Origin of the sequence: Chryseobacterium panacisoli (genome assembly GCF_008274625.1) — a bacterium.
In the GTDB taxonomy this organism is placed as follows: domain Bacteria; phylum Bacteroidota; class Bacteroidia; order Flavobacteriales; family Weeksellaceae; genus Chryseobacterium; species Chryseobacterium panacisoli.
This window is the reverse complement of sequence record NZ_VTRU01000002.1, coordinates 158,540-175,727: the sequence shown is the minus strand read 5'-3', so window position 1 is coordinate 175,727 and position 17,188 is coordinate 158,540. Positions and strand designations below refer to the sequence as shown.

The 17,188-nt window shown below is 37.5% G+C and carries 15 protein-coding genes; 13 read left to right on the top strand and 2 right to left on the bottom strand.

The window, feature by feature from the left end; all coding sequences use genetic code 11:
• The first annotated feature begins 10 nt into the window (after positions 1–10).
• The 12 genes from FW781_RS11330 (at position 11) to ypfJ (ending at position 14,719) form a co-directional block, all read left to right on the top strand.
• Entirely contained in the window at positions 11–3,070 is a 3,060-nt protein-coding gene (locus FW781_RS11330; RefSeq protein ID WP_149387538.1) for a TAT-variant-translocated molybdopterin oxidoreductase, read from the top strand.
• A 25-nt stretch (positions 3,071–3,095) separates the two neighbouring features.
• Positions 3,096–4,493, top strand: a complete 1,398-nt coding sequence (nrfD, locus tag FW781_RS11325; RefSeq protein ID WP_149387537.1) for an NrfD/PsrC family molybdoenzyme membrane anchor subunit — start codon at positions 3,096–3,098, stop codon at positions 4,491–4,493.
• Positions 4,480–5,001, top strand: coding sequence for a DUF3341 domain-containing protein (locus FW781_RS11320; RefSeq protein ID WP_047376185.1), 522 nt, complete (start codon positions 4,480–4,482; stop codon positions 4,999–5,001). Before nrfD ends, FW781_RS11320 begins: the two co-directional genes overlap by 14 nt.
• A gap of 1 nt (position 5,002) precedes the next feature.
• Positions 5,003–5,692 (top strand): c-type cytochrome, encoded by a 690-nt coding sequence (locus FW781_RS11315; protein WP_149387536.1) that lies wholly within the window; start codon positions 5,003–5,005, stop codon positions 5,690–5,692.
• 8 nt (positions 5,693–5,700) lie between these two features.
• Positions 5,701–7,032 carry a hypothetical protein gene (locus FW781_RS11310; RefSeq protein WP_047422176.1) on the top strand — a complete coding sequence of 444 codons (1,332 nt, stop codon included), beginning with the start codon at positions 5,701–5,703 and terminating at the stop codon, positions 7,030–7,032.
• A gap of 157 nt (positions 7,033–7,189) precedes the next feature.
• Positions 7,190–8,206: a hypothetical protein gene (locus FW781_RS11305; RefSeq protein ID WP_149387535.1), complete on the top strand. Its 1,017-nt coding sequence runs from the start codon at positions 7,190–7,192 to the stop codon at positions 8,204–8,206.
• Positions 8,207–8,381: 175 nt separating this feature from the next.
• Positions 8,382–9,581: a hypothetical protein gene (locus tag FW781_RS11300; protein ID WP_149387534.1), complete on the top strand. Its 1,200-nt coding sequence runs from the start codon at positions 8,382–8,384 to the stop codon at positions 9,579–9,581.
• A 3-nt stretch (positions 9,582–9,584) separates the two neighbouring features.
• Positions 9,585–10,121, top strand: a complete 537-nt coding sequence (locus tag FW781_RS11295) for an adenine phosphoribosyltransferase (protein WP_149387533.1) — start codon at positions 9,585–9,587, stop codon at positions 10,119–10,121.
• A gap of 194 nt (positions 10,122–10,315) precedes the next feature.
• Complete coding sequence (locus tag FW781_RS11290; protein ID WP_149387532.1) at positions 10,316–11,026, top strand: YfgM family protein; 711 nt, start codon at positions 10,316–10,318, stop codon at positions 11,024–11,026.
• 3 nt (positions 11,027–11,029) lie between these two features.
• The gene (ribH, locus tag FW781_RS11285; protein ID WP_034734563.1) at positions 11,030–11,548 is read left to right on the top strand and encodes a 6,7-dimethyl-8-ribityllumazine synthase; all 519 of its coding nucleotides are present in this window, start codon (positions 11,030–11,032) and stop codon (positions 11,546–11,548) included.
• A gap of 162 nt (positions 11,549–11,710) precedes the next feature.
• Positions 11,711–13,789: an LTA synthase family protein gene (locus tag FW781_RS11280; protein ID WP_149387819.1), complete on the top strand. Its 2,079-nt coding sequence runs from the start codon at positions 11,711–11,713 to the stop codon at positions 13,787–13,789.
• A 66-nt stretch (positions 13,790–13,855) separates the two neighbouring features.
• The gene (ypfJ, locus tag FW781_RS11275) at positions 13,856–14,719 is read left to right on the top strand and encodes a KPN_02809 family neutral zinc metallopeptidase (protein WP_149387531.1); all 864 of its coding nucleotides are present in this window, start codon (positions 13,856–13,858) and stop codon (positions 14,717–14,719) included.
• Between the two features lie 64 nt (positions 14,720–14,783).
• Here ypfJ and FW781_RS11270 read toward each other — a convergent pair whose 3' ends face one another.
• Together FW781_RS11270 and FW781_RS11265 are read right to left on the bottom strand one after the other, a co-directional pair.
• Positions 14,784–15,644 carry a GLPGLI family protein gene (locus FW781_RS11270; RefSeq protein ID WP_149387530.1) on the bottom strand — a complete coding sequence of 287 codons (861 nt, stop codon included), beginning with the start codon at positions 15,642–15,644 and terminating at the stop codon, positions 14,784–14,786.
• A gap of 8 nt (positions 15,645–15,652) precedes the next feature.
• Positions 15,653–16,603 (bottom strand): GLPGLI family protein, encoded by a 951-nt coding sequence (locus FW781_RS11265; RefSeq protein ID WP_149387529.1) that lies wholly within the window; start codon positions 16,601–16,603, stop codon positions 15,653–15,655.
• A gap of 214 nt (positions 16,604–16,817) precedes the next feature.
• On the opposite strand from FW781_RS11265, the gene FW781_RS11260 reads away from it, so the two are divergent.
• Positions 16,818–17,147: a HesB/IscA family protein gene (locus FW781_RS11260; protein ID WP_027372006.1), complete on the top strand. Its 330-nt coding sequence runs from the start codon at positions 16,818–16,820 to the stop codon at positions 17,145–17,147.
• Positions 17,148–17,188 lie beyond the last annotated feature (41 nt).

The following is a 17,188-nucleotide window of genomic DNA, read 5'->3' as shown; positions in this document are numbered from 1 at the left end:
AGAAGTATAAATGGCTTCAAACAAAATACAATTCAGAAGTATTCATGAACTTAAAGACCCAGCTTTAAATGGTAAGCTGGCTCTTAAAGAGTTTCAGGAAGAAATTCCGGTAGAAGATTTCCTTGGAGATGCTGAGAAAAACGGATCAAGTACTTCAAGAAGAGATTTCCTTAAATTACTAGGATTCTCTACAGCAGCAGTTACTTTAGCTGCCTGCGAAGCTCCGGTAATCAAAACGATTCCTTATGTGGTAAAGCCGCATGATATTATTCCGGGAGTCCCTAATTATTACGCTTCAACATATTTTGACGGTTTCGACTTTGCTAGTGTTTTAGTAAAAACCCGTGAAGGTAGACCCATCAAAATTGAACCCAACCCGGCTGGTGGCGATTTAGGTAAAACTAATGCAAGAGCTCAGGCAAGTGTACTTTCTCTTTATGACAATGATAAAGTAAAGCAGCCTAAACTAGACGGTAAAGATGAAACTTTCGATAAAGTAGACAGTTTCGTTATTAAAGGTTTAGAAGAAGCTAAAGCGTCTGGCAAAAAGATTGTGGTTTTATCACACTCTTTTGCTTCACCAACTTTCAAAAAGCTATTTGCTGAATTCAAAGCTAAATATCCTACAGCTGAATTAGTAACTTATGATGCTTTCCCTTATTCTGCAGGATTAGATGCAGCTCAGGAAGTATTCGGACAAAGAGCATTGCCTGTTTATGACCTTAAAGGTTCTGAATTGGTAGTTGCTTTCCAGGCTGATTTCTTAGGAGACTATAACGCTTCAAGCTTAGAAACTTCTTATGCAGCAGCTAGAAAACCGGGAGCAAGCATGTTGAGACACATCCAAGTGGAATCTAACATGTCATTAACCGGTGCTAATGCTGACTCAAGATACAGATTAAAACCAAGTGCTGTAAACAAAACATTAGTTGAAGTTTACAATGCAATCGTAGGTGGTGGTACTTCTGATAAGACTGCAACTGAAATTGCTAATGAATTGAAAGCAAAAGGAAGCAAAGCTGTTGTTTTTGCTGATGGCTCTAAAGGAGCACAGGTTTTAGCGCACTTAATCAACCAGAAATTAGGTTCAGTAGCTTTCACTGGTAAAGCAAACTTACTGAAAGAATTTAACGGTGCTAGATACCAGGAATTCCTGGGATGGGTAAACGGAGGGCAAGTTGGTGTATTAGTTACCAACAACGTAGATCCTATCTACTCTCATCCAAAAGGAGAAGATTTCAAAAAGTCTTTATCAAAAGTTCCTTACGTAATTGCCGTAGCAGATAAGAAAAATGAAATGTACAAAGCAGCGAAAGCTGTAATTCCTGTAGCTAACTGGCTAGAGTCTTGGGGAGATATCGAACCACAGACAGGAGTATATTCATTGATGCAGCCTACTATTCAGAAAATCTACAAATCAAGACAGATTGAAGAGTCTCTATTGGTTTGGAAGAATGGTAAAAACAATGCTGCAAACAACTACTATGATTATCTAAAAGCAAGTTCAGCTTCACTCTTAGGCGGTACTTCTTTCAATAAGGCATTGTATAACGGTATCAACCCTTCTACAAATGCTGCAACTTTATCTTACGCAGGTGGAAACGCTGCACAAGCTGTTGCTGAATTAGGAAACTTCAAAGCTTCTGAATTAGAATTAGTATTATACACTAAGACTTCAATGGGAGATGGTACTCAGTCAAACAACCCTTGGTTGCAAGAACTACCTGACCCAATTACAAGAATGTCTTGGGATAATTACCTTACAATTTCTCCTAAAGACGCAGAGAAATTTGCAATCGACAATGATCTTAACGCAAGAATGCAGCTAGATGGTTCTATTGTAAACCTTACTGTAAACGGAGTAAAAATAGAAAACGTTCCTGTATTTGTACAGCCAGGACAAGCTGAAGGATCTGTAGGTCTTGCACTTGGTTATGGTAAGAAAAACTCAGGAGCAACTGCAGATACAGGGGTAAATGCTTATCCTTTATTTGATGGTTCTAACCTTGTTCTTTCAGGTGTTAAAATCGAGAAGACAGGAGAAGATCACGAATTTGCAGGGATCCAGCTTCAAAATACATTAATGGGTCGTTATGAGATCGCGAAGGAAGTTCCTTTAGCTGAATTCATTAACGTTGCTTTTGATGATGAGCACAAAGGATGGAATAAGCCTTTGGAATACCACACCATCAGTGGAGCACTTCCAGCAAGAAAAATTGACCTTTGGGATGCTTTCGATGATACAGATGGTCCTCACTTCAACTTATCTATCGACTTGAACTCTTGTACTGGTTGTGGAGCATGTATTATTGCTTGTCAGGCAGAAAACAACGTTCCTGTAGTAGGAAAAGAAGAGGTAAGAATGTCAAGAGATATGTATTGGTTAAGAATTGACCGTTACTATTCTTCAAGACAAAAAGTAGAAGTATACGAAGGATTGAAAGAAGGAATGGCTGTACCTGAATTGTATGGTACTGCTTTCGGAGACGGAGGTGCACTAAACCACCCTGCAGACAACCCGGATGTAATCTTCCAGCCTGTAATGTGTCAGCACTGTAACCACGCTCCATGTGAAACTGTATGTCCGGTAGCGGCTACTTCACACGGTAAGCAAGGTCAAAACCATATGGCTTACAACAGATGTATCGGTACAAGATATTGTGCAAACAACTGTCCGTACAAAGTAAGACGTTTCAACTGGTTTACTTATAACCTAAATGACAAGTTCGATTTCAACATGAACAACGATTTAGGAAGAATGGTACTTAACCCGGATGTAGTTGTAAGAACTAGAGGGGTAATGGAGAAATGTTCAATGTGTATCCAAATGACTCAGAATACTATTCTTGAGGCTAAGAAAGAGGGAAGAAAAGTGAAGGATGGAGAATTCCAGACTGCTTGTTCTAAAGCTTGTTCTACCGGAGCAATGACATTTGGAGACATGAATGATAAAGATTCTGCAATTAGAGAGCAATATGCATCTAACAGAAGATATTATTTACTTGAGGAGATCGGAACAAAACCAAACGTGTTCTATCATACTAAAGTAAGAAACAGAGTAGAAAAATAAAGTTTAAATAATAAATAGGTAAAAAATGTCAGGACATTACGAAGCTCCGATAAGGGAACCTCTAATTATTGGTCACAAAACTTATCACGATATTACAGAAGATATCGCACGACCTATCGAAGAAAGAGCAGGTAAATTATGGTGGATCTCATTATATGCTGCACTAGTTCTATTCCTCTATGGATTCGGCTGTATCGCTTACACTATCGGGACAGGTATTGGAGCATGGGGGCTTAACAGAACTATTAACTGGGGTTGGGATATTACCAACTTCGTATGGTGGGTAGGTATCGGTCACGCCGGGACCCTAATCTCCGCAGTATTATTATTATTTAGACAGAGATGGAGAATGTCTGTAAACAGATCTGCAGAGGCGATGACGATCTTTGCGGTTGTACAGGCAGCAATCTTCCCTGTAATCCACATGGGTAGAGTTTGGGTTGGATACTGGGTATTCCCTTTACCAAACCAATTCGGTTCTCTTTGGGGGAACTTTAACTCTCCTCTACTTTGGGACGTATTTGCAATCTCAACGTATTTCTCAGTATCAACTGTATTCTGGTTCATGGGACTTATCCCTGACTTTGCAATGATCAGAGATAGAGCTAAAACTCCTTGGACGAAGAAAATTTATACATTCCTTGCATTCGGTTGGGGTGGTAAAGCAAAACACTGGCAAAGATTCGAAGAACTTTCTTTGGTTCTTGCAGGTTTGGCAACTCCACTTGTATTCTCAGTACACACTACCGTATCTTTTGACTTCGCAACTTCAGTTATTAAAGGATGGCACTCAACAATCTACCCTCCTTATTTCGTAGCTGGTGCGATCTTCTCAGGATTTGCAATGGTACAGACACTATTGTTAATTGCAAGAAAAGTTTGTCACTTAGAAGAGTATATTACAATGTATCATATCGAAATTATGAACATCGTAATCGTTCTTACAGGTGGTATGGTAACTGTAGCTTATGCTACTGAATATTTCATCGGATGGTACTCAGGATCTAGATTTGAAGATTTTACATATCTTTCTCCAGGTGCTGCTGTAGGACCTTACTGGTGGGCATTCTGGTCATTGATCATCTGTAACCTTGTTATTCCTGCTTCTTTCTGGTTCAAAAGAGCGAGAACGAACATTATCTGGACATTCATTGTTGCATTGATTATCAACATCGGTATGTGGTTTGAGCGTTTTGATATCATCGTTATCAACCTTTCAAGAGACTACTTACCAGGATCATGGACAATGTTTAAGCCAACGATCATTGATGTGGGTGTATATTTAGGAACTATCGGATTCTTCTCTGTATTATTCTTATTATACGCAAGAACATTCCCTGTAATTGCACAGGCTGAATTAAAATCGATTTTGAAAATCTCAGGTGAAACTTATAAAGCAAAAGAAGGAGATGAGCACCACTAAAATTGTATACGGACTTTATGCTGACGACGACGATTTAATGAACGGCGTTAAGGCATTCAACGATAAAGGAATCGCGATAAACGAAGTATATACTCCGTTTCCGGTTCACGGACTAGACAAGGCTTTAGGGTTAAAGAAAACCAGAATTTCTGATGCCGCTTTCTTATATGCTCTTTACGGTGTTACTATCGGTGCTACTGTAACTTGGTATGTGATGAATCATGACTGGCCGCAGAATATCGGTGGTAAACCAGCTTTTGACTGGGCACACAACATGCCGGCATTCGTAGTTCCAATGTTTGAATTAATGGTATTCTGTGCTGCTCACATGATGTCTTTAACTTTCTTGGTTAGAAACAAAATGTATCCGGGAGCTCCTGCTCAGAACCCAGACCCGAGAACTACTGATGATAAATTCATGATGGAATTTGTAACTGAAGATGTAGAATCTGTAAAACAGTTGCTTATTGAAACTGGAGTTGAAGAAATAACTGTTAAAGACGCTTAAAATGAAAAAGAATGTATTAAAAATTACAGCAGTTTTAGGTTTAACAACGGTTTTACTTAACTCTTGCGGACCAAAGGAGAATACTCCGCTGGTATATTTCCCGGACATGTATTTTCCGGTAGCTTATGATCCATTGATGAAAGCACAGGATGCTTATTCAGATCATGAAAATGAAATTCCTGCTTTTGTTAAAAATAGTGGTGCAACAGGTCTTTCTCCAGTAGAAGGATCAGTTGCTCAAAATAAAGATGGCGTTTTTGAAGAAAGCTTACTACCTAAAAATGTTGACGAGTACAACGCAGGGTATGACGCTTCTAAAAAACTTACAGTATCTCCTCTAAACCCGGCTAATGCAGCTAAGGATATTGAAAGAGGAAAAATCTTGTTTGATCACACTTGTGCGGCATGTCACGGAACAGGAGGCGACGGACAAGGACCTATCGTACAAAGTGGGGCATTCTCTGGAGTACCCAACTATGCAGACAGAGAAATTACTGTAGGATCTGTTCATTATGTATTAACAAACGGTAGAAATGCAATGGGATCTTATGCGGGACAACTGAACGCAGGAGACAGATGGAGAGTGGCATTGTATGTGATGAGTGCTTTCAAAAAAGGAGCAGCAGCACCGGCAGCAGCTACAGCGGCGGCACCAGCAACAACTGAAACGACTACCGAAACTAAAAAATAAGAAAAGAAATGTATAGTTTTTCACCAAAATTAAAATCAACTTCTATAATACTTCTTGTTGTAGGTTTAGTTCTTTTCGGTATTGGTTTCTTTATGAACAAAGGAATTTCTACTGAGAAAATAGAACACATGATGGAAGCTGTTCATGCTTCTGGTCATGATGCTCCTACACACTCAAGTGAAATGGTTGGACCACAGGATCACGCAGCTCATTTAGAGCATGCTGAGCTTCAGGTTCACAACCAGCCATTAGCATCGCTGCACTTTGTAGCAGTCTTTTTCTTTGGAGTAAGTTGCGCTGTACTGTTCTTCTACTGTATTCAGCACGCAGCTCACGCAGGATGGCCTATTATCATCACAAGAGTAATGGAGGCTATTGCTTCTTATATTCCTTACGGTGGTGCAATTCTGGTTATCTTAATGATCTTAAATATCACTCATAATGGTCATTTATTCCACTGGATGGACCCTGAATTGACAAATCCAGAGTCCGCTCATTTTGACGTGATCCTATTTGAAAAGAAAAGATTCTTAAATATTCCTTTCTATGCAATAAGAACTTTAATCTATGTGATTGGTGCTTCTTTCTTTGCTTGGAAACTGAAAGCTCAGTCTAAAAAAGTAGATGAGACTAAATCTAAAGTTGAGTATCAATTCCTTTACAGATGGGCAGTAGGTTATATCGTATTCTTCGGATTTGCTTCTGCAGCTTGGGCTTGGGACTGGTTGATGTCTATTGACCCTCACTGGTACTCTACAATGTACATCTGGTATTCAATGGTTAGCTGCCTTTCAAGTGGTATTGCTGTAATCATCTTATTAAGTGTTTATCTTAAGAAAAATGGTTTCTTACCACAGTTCAATGACAACCACTTACACGATTTAGGAGTTTTCCTTTTCGCTACAAGTATGCTTTGGACATATACATGGTTCGCTCAGTTCATGCTTTACTGGTATGCAAACGTTCCGGAAGAGGTTAACTACTTCTTCGGTAGATTCCAGCACTACGGTACTACGTTTTTACCAATGCTGATTGTTAACTTCTTATTACCACTATTGGTATTAGTGAGCAGCAGCATCAAGAGAAACTATAAAGTAGTTACCACAATGGCTGTAGTAGTTATCTTAGGACACCTTTTAGATTACTTCAACATGGTAATGCCGGGAACGGTAGGACCATACTGGAACACTCCTGAAGTATTCTTATTAATCCTGGGAGCAGTTCTATTCGTAGCTGGACTATTTATGTTTACTGTACTTTCAGCTTTATCTAAACTGAAGTTGATTCCTACAGGAAACCCATTCTTACACGAATCTGAAATTTATGAGTATCCTTTCTAAGGACTTGTAACAAAATAAAATTATAAAAGACTGATTGTTAAACAATCAGTCTTTTTTTATGCAATGACGTAAATAATTTTCGGGCAACCATTTTCTGTTTTTCCCGTCTCTATATAAAAGTCTGTTTTATTATTAACACCAAAAACAAAATACTGCAATGAAAAAAATTCACTTTGTTTACCTTCTGTTCTGTCTGATCTCTGTATTCACAAATGCACAGATCATTACTTTTGTCTCTGAAAAAAATAATACCCCACTTCCCAGAGTTTCCGTATTTGGTAAAGACGGAAGCATACTTGCCTACTCTGATATTGATGGCAGGATTGACAAACAGTCGCTGTCACCTACCCAGGAAAAATTTCAGCTGATTTACAATAATTTTCCGGTTGCCACACTATCCTATTCCGATTTTGACCAGCCAGTCATTAAAATCAATGACCAGGTAAAAGAAATTGAAACAGTTGTTATCAAAAACAGCAAACCCGCCAAATACATTTTCATCAGGGGAAATTTTAATGCTTATGTAACGGTAAACAATAAACTGAATAGCTATGCAGACGGAATCGTAACCTACATTTTTGATAATAAATCTAAAAAACTGAAAAGTACCAATGTAGAACAGTACAGAGTTTTCAGACTGGCAGAATCTAAAAATGAAAAAAAAGAAACTTCAAAATGGGATTATAGCAATTCTCTGGAGCTTCCAAAACTTAAAAATGTTGGAAACCCGGAAGAATATAAAACAAAAAGAAATACTATTAAAGAGTTGAAGGGTGAACGTAAAGATCAAATAGAGGTAACTGGTGCTGCCCTTCAGGATAAAGAATTTTCATTCTTTGGATATAGATTTTACGATATAAAAACAATTTTAAACATGTCTTTTGAAAAAGGATCAGAAAAGACTCTGAAAGATTTCCTGGAATATAATGAACTGGTTTTTGTAAAACTGAAACATAAAAGTGAGCCCAATTACAATCAGATAACACTTTATACTAATTTTTATCCAACAGAACTTAATTTCAGCAACGATAACGATATAGAAAAAGTAAAGTTTGATAAAGACAACAGCAATTACAAAACATCCTACTGGCAGGATTCATCATTTCCCAATATGCAGACTATTTTCAGCAGTTTTTTCAAAGGTGATCTAAAAGAACAAACCAATAAAAAATAATTGAAACTATGTTCAGCACTACTTTCCATGCTGCAAATATCCCGATTGAATTCTAAAATTAAAAGAACAGCACCTATTCCCGGAAAAGACTAATAATTAAGCAAAAAACATAAAGTAAAAAATAAAATCCAGTATTAATAAAGGTTTTATTAAATTTGCAACAAACCAAATAAAAATGAAAAAGTTTTCTTTTCTACTTGTTTTCAGTCTGTTGCTTTTTACAGCATGTAAGAAAGATCATGTAGATGCTACGAATACTAAAACACTGCAGTCAAGTATCAATGATATGACTTCCAGTTTACCTACCATTAAACAGATTAAGTTTAATGAGGCTCTTTATATCCTTAAAACATTTGGCGTGGAAGCTGATGGTGATATAAACGAGCTAAAAGCCCTTGGAAAACTGATCAATGGAAAAAAAGTTCCTGAAATTATGTCTTTGGCTGACGAAGTTGCGCAGAAAAACGGAATAGAATGGGCCAGTACTGCCCCGCCATCACTCGGAGAAATGAATATCTTCGGAGATGATAAAGCTAAAGAAAGCGATCCTAATGACGTAAAAGCAGGATCACTAAGCCTTATTACAAGACCTACAGGCGATGACGGTTCCGGAGCTCCTACTGCCATTCAAATTGTACCAAGACTTGTGGATGCTGCAGGAAACCCCGTATCTTTCACAGGAGCAGGTCTGGAAGCAACCCTTGAAGTATTCAGTAACGGAGTAAGACTTGCTACCGCTAAAAACCTGATGCAGGATAATAACTTTAAAGGATTCAACCTGAAGTTCTCCTCTATTCCGGCAGCAAAAGTGGTAGATAACAAAATCGACATCACGGTTTCTGTTAAAACAACTGCGAAAACTTTCAAAATGTCAAAAATCGGTCTTGATGTGAATGCAGCAGCCCTGAAAGTTCCTGCAATTCCTAAAACCGATACAACAGCCGTACCGGAACAACCGAATGCTGTAATAGATCCTAATAATCCATCTGCAACCACTGGAACAACTACAGATCCTGCAACAGCTACTCCATCAGCACCAGCTGCTCCAAAACAGCCAGCTGCAGATCCTAAAAATACAGTAAGCAAATTTTTGAACAGCGTAAGTTCTCAAAACTTAAAAGCAGCTTACGAAACAGCCAGCAATCCAAGCTGGGGAAGCTATGAGTCTTTCTCTAACCCTAATTCAGGTTTTGGAGCTGTGAAAAATGTAAGCGTAAAGAATATTACGACAAGCGGAACCACAGCTAACAGTGCAAGCGTAAATGCTACCTATGATGTAACGGATAAAAGCGGGAAGACTACTTCTCTAAAAGTAACTTTCGGGCTTAAAAATGTAAACGGAGACTGGAAAATTTCCAGCTATAAAATCAATTAATAAATGGCTTCAGCAGAACTGATCAAAAAATTAGAAGAAACAATTGAAAATATCCCTGATTTTCCGATTCCGGGAATACAGTTCAAGGATATTTCACCTATCTTTTTAAATCCGAAACTATACGAAGACGTGATTGCAGATCTTGCAGGCTTCAGTAAAGGAAAGGTAGATGCAGTCTGCGGAATTGAAAGTCGTGGTTATTTGTTTGGAATCGCTATTGCCGTAGCATTGGAAGTTCCGTTCATTCTGATCAGAAAAGCAGGGAAACTACCTCCTCCCGTTATTTCAGAAAAATATGACCTGGAATACGGAAGTGCCATTATTGAAACCCGTGAAGGACAAATAAAGCCCGGACAAAGAATTTTGATTCATGATGATCTTTTAGCAACCGGAGGAACTACTGAAGCAGCTGCTAAATTGGTAGAAAAACAGGGAGCAACTGTTTCCCAATTCAGCTTCCTTATTGGCTTAAAAGATTTGAATGGTGATGAAAAGCTTAAAAAATTTGGTGCAGAGGTATACCATATTTTAGGGTATTAAAATTCAGCTTATACAATAAATTCCGGCTCCGCTCAGTGTGTCAATCATTATAAATATTTTGTCATGCCGGGCGGAGCCGAACTGTTTTTAAGGGAAATAACAACAAATTCACAACATTTACATAATAATACCAATAAAGTATTTTGTAAATCTCTCAGAAACAATTAAATTTGCATTTCAATTTTTAAAAACTTATGGCAAAATTGGGAAAGAGTGCTCAGAACGAGCAAGAAGGTAAAGAAACGGTTGAGTTCTTTAAAGACCTTGACAGAGAAGCTTTAAACACTGAAAGATTTGTTGAAAAATATTCAAAGCCTCTAGGTTTTGTATTTGGAGCATTAATTTTAGCAGTTTTAGGATTCTTCGCTTACAAGCAATTTGTAGTGGCTCCAAAGAACGCTGAAGCTGTGAAAAGTTTCCTTTCTGCTCAGAAAAGTCTTACTGAAGGTAAAGATAAGGATGCTTTGGGTGGAAAATCTGCCGCTAACCCTGGTTTTGTAGGTACATATAACGAGTATTCTTCAACTAAAATCGGTAAACTTTCATCTTATAATGCAGGCTTATTAAAGTTCAAAGAAGGAAAATTCCAGGAAGCTTATGATCTTTTAGATCAATTTTCATCTGATAACAAAACCTTAGTAGCCATGAAATTCGGAGCTATGGCAGATGCAAAATCAGGACTTAACAAAAACGATGAAGCTTTAGCCTTATTAGACAAAGCAGCAACTGCTTCTGATGATCCTTATACAACATACTACTTTACAAGAAAAGCAGGTATCCTTGCTTTAGGATTAAAGAAAAATGCAGAAGCTAAAAAATACTTCTCTGCAATTGACGAGAAATATCAGGACTATGACAACGGAATGTCTGATTCTTATATTGAAATGACTAAATACTTAAATTAAAAAATGGCAACAGTTAATCTTTCCGATTACAAGCCACTTCATATAACTAATGCCGAAGATTTTTCTATCGGCATTGTTTTTTCTGAGTGGAATGATTTTGTAACGTACAATCTTCGTGATGCAGCTTTGGAAATTCTTGAAAAAGAAGGGGTAAAACCTGAAAACATTAAACTTTTCCCTGTTCCGGGAGCTTTTGAACTCAACTATGCAAGCATGCAGCTTTGCAAAGAAAGAAAATATGATGCAGTAATTTCTATAGGATGCGTGATCCGTGGAGAAACACCTCATTTTGACTATGTGTGTTCTGCAGTAGCACAGGGAATCAAAGACTGTAACATTATGACAGATACTCCTACTATTTTCTGTGTATTGACAGATGATACGAAAGAGCAATCTATCGCAAGAAGCGGTGGAGACCTTGGGAATAAAGGTGTAGAAGCGGCTGTTACTGCTTTGAGAATGATTGATTTCAAAAAGAAATTATCTGATAAAAAAGGAAATATCGGTTTCGGACACTCTTAACAGCAGATTACCTTAACAATATATTGGGACTATTTTTTAATAGTCCTTTTTTTGCTCTTGTAAATCATAAATCTTACTAATAATAAGGATGTTTTTGTTTTTTTCTATCAAAAGTTCTGTACAAAAACTATCTTTGTGAAAACTAATAAAAACAGTAAATACATGTTTTTAAGCAAAATAAAACCGTTCCTATATTTAGGAATTTTCTACCTTATTATTTCATTGATAATAAGAACAGTATTCTTTTTTCATCCTATTACCACAGCCAGCTTTGGATTTTTTGAGGTCATCAAAGTCCTGTTAATAGGCCTGGTGAATGATATTTTTGTATTTGTTCTTGCCAGTTCTATTCTCGCACTTTATTTTCTCTTCCTTTCCAATTCAAAATATAAAAAACCTTACGGTTACATTATTCTGGGAGCGCTGGTTTTATTCTTCCTTTACATATGGCTTATTCCTAACAATATTTTCAAGCAATATGGAGGCTCCATCATGGAGATAGCGCTTGTTTTTGTTGGAATAAAAACCCTTTTCTTCGGATTGATGCTTTTGCTTCCTACTCAAAGAATAAAGATTCGTAACATCTTATATTTCATTACATTATTTTTATACGTTCTTCTGATTATTTTTAATGGAGTAAGTGAATACTTCTTTTATAATGAATTCGGAGTTCGTTATAACTTTATTGCAGTAGACTATCTGATTTATACCAACGAAGTTATTGGAAATATCATGGAAAGCTACCCTGTTGTTCCGTTGTTTTCAGGGATAATGATCGTTACACTTACCATCACATGGTTCATTTATAAGAAAACAAAAGATGAGCTGCTGGAGCTTCCGGATTTTAAACAAAAAATGGTTCTTCTTGGTAGTTTTATGGTACTTTGTGCCCTTAGTGCACTGGCCATTCCTTCTCTGATGCAAATCAGGTCAGACAATGTTTTTGCCGACGAAATTGAGGCCAATGGACTGCCTAAGTTCTACTGGGCTTTTACTCATAATGAACTGGATTACTTCCAGTTTTATTCTCAGATCAATCAACAGCAGGCCGAAAAGATGTTTTTAAGCCAGTATGCACAGCCGACATTATCAAGAAATATTGTTGCTGAACAGCCTGAAATGAAGAAAAATGTTGTATTGATTTCTATTGAAAGTCTTTCCGCAGATTTCATGGAGCATTATGGAAATACACAAAAAATCACCCCTTTCCTTGACAGCCTTGCAGACAAGTCACTGATGTTTACCAATCTGTATGCTACAGGAAACAGAACGGTACGCGGGCTGGAAGCTTTAACATTGTGTATTCCACCCACTGCCGGAGAAAGTATCATCAAAAGAGATGACAATAAAAACAAATTTACAACCGGCCATGTATTCAAATCCAAAGGGTATGATGTTAAGTTTTTATATGGCGGATACAGCTATTTTGATAATATGCAGGACTTCTTTGGTGGAAATGGCTACGGAATTGTAGACCGAAATAATTTTAAGCCTGAAGAAATCACTTTTGCCAATGTCTGGGGAGTGGCTGATGAAGATATGGCTAAAAAAGCAATTCAGGTGATGAATGCTGAATCAAAATCAGGGAAACCGTTTTTCAATCACTGGATGACCGTTTCCAATCACAGACCCTTTACATATCCTGACGGAAGAATAGATATTCCGGGAACTGCGAAATCCCGTGAAGGCGGTGTAAAATATACAGACTATTCCCTTAAACTGTTTTTTGACATGGCTAAGAAACAGGATTGGTATAAAAACACTGTTTTTGTTATCATTGCAGACCACTGTGCATCGAGCGCCGGAAAAACAGAGCTTCCGATGGATAAATACAGAATTCCAGCGATGATTTTCTCTGAAGGGTTTGTTCAGCCTCAAAAATTTGATGGATTAATGTCTCAGATAGATGTGATGCCTACTCTTTTGGGATTATTAAATTTCAGCTATCAGTCTAAATTTTTAGGACAGGATGTATTCAAAACGGAATTCCAGCCTAAGGCTTATGTTGCAACCTATCAGGATCTTGGTTTTATAAAAGACGGGCGCCTCACCATTATTTCCCCGGTAAAAAAGGTAAAACAATATTCTTTGGAACTGGAAAAAAGCGATCTGGCTCCGGCTTTTAAGCTGTATTATGACGAAAAATTATTAAAAAATCCAGACCAGAAACTGGTAGATGATGCGGTATCAGCATATCAGTCTACATCCTACTGGCTCAAAACAAAAAAACTTAACAGATAAATATCTAAATATTTTTAGCGTAAAGTTTGAAGCAAAATATTTAAATTAACGAATAAATTTATTACTATGAAATGGACAGACGACAGAGGCGGAAACGTTGATGACCGCCGTGGTTCCGGAGGTGGAAGTGGTGGTATGATTGTAGGCGGAGGACTTGGAACTTTAATTATAGCAGCTATTGTATTCTTTTTGGGAGGTGACCCATCCGGTATTTTGAATTCCGGCAGTATGCAGTCTTCCGGAAATTCCGGAGAACAAAGAGAGCTTACAGCCGGTGAAAAACAAATCGGAGAAATGGTCAAAATGATGGATGCATGGAATAGTCAGACCTGGAATCAGATTTTCACAGAAAACGGAATGACCTATACCGATCCCGGAATTGTTCTTTTCGAAAATACAACATCTTCTGCATGCGGTACAGCTCAATCTGCTATGGGACCTTTCTATTGCCCTGCTGATCAGAAAGTTTATATGGATATGAGTTTCTTCGGAGAGCTTCAGCAAAAATTCGGGGCTAAAGTAACAGAATTTACAGTAGCCTACGTTCTTGCGCATGAAGTAGGCCACCATGTGCAGACTCTTTTAGGAACTACTCAAAAAGTGGATGCGTTAAGAAGAAGCGGAAGGTATTCTGAAGAACAAATGAACAGAGTATCTGTTGCTACAGAATTACAGGCTGATTTCTATGCCGGAGTCTGGGCAAAAAGAACCAATGAGAGCAAACATATACTGGAGCCCGGAGACATTGAATCTGCCATAGATGCTGCAGAAGCCGTTGGAGATGATAACATTCAGAAAAGAGGTCAGGGCTATGTCAATCAGGAAAGTTTCACTCACGGATCATCTGCACAACGTAAGGAATGGTTTATGAAAGGCTACAACACCGGAGATATCAGACAGGGTGATACATTCAACCAGTTATTAAAATAATTTATCAGAACTATTCTGATTAAAAAAATAAAATGCGGTCTCAAAATAAGGCCGCATTTTTTATTTATTGCAATTCGATTGGATTAGAATTTTTCTTGGCTTCTTCTTTTACCCTTTCTTCCATTCTCTTTCTCATATCGGCAGGATTTTGGTTTCCACCACCAGAGCCTCTTCCTCCGCCACCGCCTACTCTTACTGTAGTAGAAAATCTGCCCTGTCCGCCACCTTGACTCATGAATGACATTGGATCAGTCTTAAATTTTTGCTGCTGTTTTAAATAATCAGCTCTTTTTACCTTTAATGTATTTCCAAACTGATTCAAAGTAGGAAATTCAGCGATTTTATAATTTTTCATTAAATCAAAAGAATAATCTCCTTTATCATCTTCTACTTTTACAATCAACCCCGGAAGTCCTCCAAACTTGTAAGGTCCATCCTGGTAAGGAAGATCTGTTGTAAACCATGCTGTCCATTTTCTGCCTCCAAAATCAGTTTCGGCCTTCTGAACTTTATATTCGCCTATTTTTCTTGTTTCTGATTCAATTTTCCAATTCAGAGGTCTGTCTTCTTCATAAGAATAAATATCACGCCCGATTCTGTCTTTAAAATACGTCTTTTGATTTGTTTTATCTTTCTCTACGGAATAACTGATATTCGTTCTCAAATTTTCCATCTGATCTCTGTTGATACTTCCTCTTCCGCCTCCGCCCTGAAATGCTTTTTGCATGATGGAATCTCTTTTAATCCTGTTTTCCGAATAAAACACAGACTTTTCCGGAGAAATATCCAGATAGGCATTTTCCGTCTTGATTTCTGTTTTATTTTCCGCATCAGGCTTCATAGTCACCTGATACACAAACCTGTTTGTCTGTGCAGAAACATTCTGTATGAAGAGTGCCAATGCAATAATACCTAATTTTTTCATTTATATTTTTATTTTAATTCAATTGGATTTTGAGGAGCATTCGTAAAGGAAGAAGTTGCTACAGCAGAATTCTGCAACATAGGAGAACTCTGATTTTCACCACCCATTCCACCTCTATGCATTCCGCCGCCGTGGCCTCCACCTCTCATTCCTCCTCCATTCATGCCGCTACCCATGCCTCCTCCGCTATGTCTTCCTCCTCCCATATTCATATTTCCTCCTCCGTTATTTCCTGCCATAGCTTTTCGGTTTTTACCAAACTCAAGCTCCAGAGCCGCTTTATCACCATGAAAGTTTGCTCTTGTGCTTAGTTTAGCATCTGAACTGATCTGTTCTTCAAAAGCATTTTTAACGATAATCTTTTTCACAAGATCAAATTTATAGTCTCCTTTGTCATCTTCCAACTTCACAATCAGTCCCGGTAATCCTGAAAATTTATAAGGACCGTCTGACAAAGGAATATCTTTTGTGAACCATGCTGTCCATACTCTTCCTCCAAATTCTGTAACTGCTTTTTGGGCGGAATATCCATTTTGCTTCTCAACACCATTAGCCACTTCCCATTTTACAGGTCTGTCTTCCTGATAATAAATTTGTTTACCTGCCTCCTTTTCATAATAATACACTTTTTGTTCCGGAATGGCCTTCATAATAAAATATTCAAAAAAAGTAGGCTCAAAATGTTTTCTTCCTTCCTGTTTTGAAAAATCTTTTTCTTCTTTTTTATTTTCTTTCACTTCTGTCCTTACAGCAGCAAAAAGAGAGTCTCTTATCAATTTATTTTCACTGATAAACAAAGAACGGTTTCCTTTTACATCCAGAAAGGTTCTTTCACTTTTCATACTTACCAGATTGACAGAATCTGGGTTTACCAGCGTTTCATAAACATATCTGGCAGTCTGTCCGTAAGACACTGCAGTGAAAAACAATACAAAAAAAATTATTATTTTTTGTCCCATTACCAATTTTCTTTATAGATAGAAAATACGACTCAAGGTTAAAGTCAGAAGTGGAATCTTCACATCAAGGCAAGAAATTTATGTAATTTTAACATTAAATCGTGCTTTTCAAAATCGCTATTAATATAAGAATCATTAAAATAGATATCTTCGATTTGAGATTGCGGAAATTAGTTCGTATTTTTGCATTATTAAATCATTCTAAATAAATACAATGATAAAAGTATCAGACTATGCAAAGGAGAAAGCCATCCAGTTAATGACGGAAGATGGTTTTAACCCTGCTGAAGATTATATAAGAGTAGGGGTGAAAAGCGGCGGATGCTCTGGTTTAGAGTATGTTTTAAAGTTTGATAACCAAAAAACAGACACAGATCAGATTTTTGAAGATAATAACATCAAAATTATTATAGATAAAAAATCCATCCTTTATTTGGCAGGAACAACTCTTGAGTATTCAGGAGGATTGAACGGAAAGGGGTTTGTTTTTAACAACCCGAATGCATCCAGAACATGTGGATGCGGAGAATCATTTAGTCTTTAGAGAAAAGACATTAGATACTAGATAACAGATATCAGAGCCAT

What these genes read in the sequence shown, in the direction of transcription:
- FW781_RS11330 (WP_149387538.1), top strand. Translation starts at nt 11, where the DNA reads ATGGCTTCAAACAAAATACAATTCAGAAGTATTCATGAACTTAAAGAC.
- nrfD (WP_149387537.1), top strand. Translation starts at nt 3,096, where the DNA reads ATGTCAGGACATTACGAAGCTCCGATAAGGGAACCTCTAATTATTGGT.
- FW781_RS11320 (WP_047376185.1), top strand. Translation starts at nt 4,480, where the DNA reads ATGAGCACCACTAAAATTGTATACGGACTTTATGCTGACGACGACGAT.
- FW781_RS11315 (WP_149387536.1), top strand. Translation starts at nt 5,003, where the DNA reads ATGAAAAAGAATGTATTAAAAATTACAGCAGTTTTAGGTTTAACAACG.
- FW781_RS11310 (WP_047422176.1), top strand. Translation starts at nt 5,701, where the DNA reads ATGTATAGTTTTTCACCAAAATTAAAATCAACTTCTATAATACTTCTT.
- FW781_RS11305 (WP_149387535.1), top strand. Translation starts at nt 7,190, where the DNA reads ATGAAAAAAATTCACTTTGTTTACCTTCTGTTCTGTCTGATCTCTGTA.
- FW781_RS11300 (WP_149387534.1), top strand. Translation starts at nt 8,382, where the DNA reads ATGAAAAAGTTTTCTTTTCTACTTGTTTTCAGTCTGTTGCTTTTTACA.
- FW781_RS11295 (WP_149387533.1), top strand. Translation starts at nt 9,585, where the DNA reads ATGGCTTCAGCAGAACTGATCAAAAAATTAGAAGAAACAATTGAAAAT.
- FW781_RS11290 (WP_149387532.1), top strand. Translation starts at nt 10,316, where the DNA reads ATGGCAAAATTGGGAAAGAGTGCTCAGAACGAGCAAGAAGGTAAAGAA.
- ribH (WP_034734563.1), top strand. Translation starts at nt 11,030, where the DNA reads ATGGCAACAGTTAATCTTTCCGATTACAAGCCACTTCATATAACTAAT.
- FW781_RS11280 (WP_149387819.1), top strand. Translation starts at nt 11,711, where the DNA reads ATGTTTTTAAGCAAAATAAAACCGTTCCTATATTTAGGAATTTTCTAC.
- ypfJ (WP_149387531.1), top strand. Translation starts at nt 13,856, where the DNA reads ATGAAATGGACAGACGACAGAGGCGGAAACGTTGATGACCGCCGTGGT.
- FW781_RS11270 (WP_149387530.1), bottom strand. Translation starts at nt 15,644, where the DNA reads ATGAAAAAATTAGGTATTATTGCATTGGCACTCTTCATACAGAATGTT.
- FW781_RS11265 (WP_149387529.1), bottom strand. Translation starts at nt 16,603, where the DNA reads ATGGGACAAAAAATAATAATTTTTTTTGTATTGTTTTTCACTGCAGTG.
- FW781_RS11260 (WP_027372006.1), top strand. Translation starts at nt 16,818, where the DNA reads ATGATAAAAGTATCAGACTATGCAAAGGAGAAAGCCATCCAGTTAATG.